The organism is Rhodoferax sp., from assembly GCF_014859475.1.
Lineage (GTDB): Bacteria > Pseudomonadota > Gammaproteobacteria > Burkholderiales > Burkholderiaceae_C > Rhodoferax.
Genome location: NZ_JACUUE010000321.1, coordinates 1 through 1,783, shown reverse-complemented (window position 1 = coordinate 1,783; position 1,783 = coordinate 1). Strand labels below are relative to the sequence as shown.

Sequence of the window (1,783 nt, the reverse complement as noted above, 5' to 3'; positions counted from 1 at the left end):
TGATGTTGAGCAGGCGCGCGGCTTTTTCGGCGTCGGCAAAAAACAGCTCGTAGAAGTCGCCCATGCGGTAAAACAGCAGCGTGTCGGGGTAGTCTGCTTTCAGGCCCAGGTACTGGGCCATCATGGGGGTGTGAGCCAGGGACTCTTTTTCTGGAGGATTCAATTTTGGAAAATCATTTAACGTCAACGAGTCGAGCTTTTTTCAAAAGGGCGAAGGCGACTTCAGCGGCAAGTCCAACTTGTCACATGGCCACCACTTCGAGGCGAAAAACGCCCGCAGATGCGCAAACCTCGTTCATCTGACCATACCGCTGGAAGCGGCCTGGTTTCTATTGTCACCCATCCGACTTGTGCCAACTCGCTAACGTCATGCTTGACGGCGCTGACGGTGATCGAGCCCGGTTCGGCCTTGACACTGCCAAACACGGATGGATGGCAGCGAAGGCAGCATCCATCTGGTCAACGCCGAACTCCGAACGCCAGACGCGTTCCGGTTCACAGCGCTGACCTTAACGTTAAAGAACGTTGTCATTGCGTATGCAGTGACGCAATCCATGCCCCCCGACTGCATGGACTGCCGCGCTACGCTCGCGATGACGAAGTCTCTGTTCAAGGTCCGTGTGCGGTATCGGTGCCGATACAGCGGGCTTGCGATCACGGTGCTCAGTTCGGGTACTTAAAACACGCCCGGTCAAGCACATTCAATTCGCTCGATGGATTTATCCGGAGGCGGTTGAGGGCAGTCCTGAGAAAACAGGAAAAACGCCGCGGTATGGGGCTGTGCCGAGCCGATCAAACACGCTGGCCCAATGCTTACTTCGCAAACCTTGGACTGTTCACCATGGCAACAGTCCACCAACAAGCGAGCCAATCCCGATGAGGAAACCACTAACTGGAGAGCCGTGTGCGGGAAAACCGCACGCACGGTTCGGAGGGAGGGGAGGACGAGAGTCCTTCTCTACCCCTATCAGGCATTCAGAGGTCATGGATTGCGTCACTTCATTCGCAATGACGGGGCTGTTCATGGAAAGCGTAGCGCGGCAGTGAATGGGTCTTTTACGTGAACGATTAGTCGTTTACCAGCTTTTTGCAGCCAGTTTTTATTTGTGCGGTGTCAATTGCCTCAACTTCCCCCTTGTACTTGGCTACGTCCCCTGCATGATCGCCAGACAGTTTGCTTACCGGGATTAGAACCAAAAACACTGTAGCTGCATCAACATTCGCCTTGGTGTCTTGCATTTTTGAATACTCAGTCAACTTCGCACGAGCATCCGCCATGCTGTCGGTCAGTTGGGGGCACGTTTGTCCCATGTATTTCTCATGCGAAACGAATGAAGCCGAGATGCTTTCTGGTCGCGTGGCACATCCGACAACTGCCACAGCAAGACCAATAGACAAAAATTTGAACATTAAATTAGACAAGGGAAATCCTAAAAGTTGAAGCAAAAAATTCGTTGCTGTAACTGATCGTAACGATGAAGACCCAAAAAGAATACCCCCCATTTAGGGGGGGCGGAGCACTAACTGCGGGTGTATTGACATGGATCATATTGATGCCCTTCAACCGTTTATTTCACTTCGTCAAAATGACGTTTAAATCGCTTCATATTTCAGGACATCAGGAGTCACAGTTATGCGGATTGCGCATTTGGCCTTCATCGGTTTGTTGCTGTTGAGCGGTTGCAGCAGTTACGCGCCACCCGCCAACCTGACCGGCGTCGATCGCGATGCATTGCTGGCCCGGATGGGGCAGCCCGACATGGCGCGCCAAACAGCCACTGGC

General features: G+C 52.9%; 1 protein-coding gene and 1 pseudogene. Both read right to left on the bottom strand.

Features of this window, described 5'->3' with window-relative positions; all coding sequences use genetic code 11:
- Positions 1-124: pseudogene (locus IBX54_RS14890) on the bottom strand (DNA mismatch repair protein MutS); the annotation flags it as partial.
- Positions 125-1,068: 944 nt separating this feature from the next.
- Positions 1,069-1,422 carry a hypothetical protein gene (locus IBX54_RS14885; protein WP_296543429.1) on the bottom strand — a complete coding sequence of 118 codons (354 nt, stop codon included), beginning with the start codon at positions 1,420-1,422 and terminating at the stop codon, positions 1,069-1,071.
- Between the last annotated feature and the right edge of the window lie 361 nt (positions 1,423-1,783).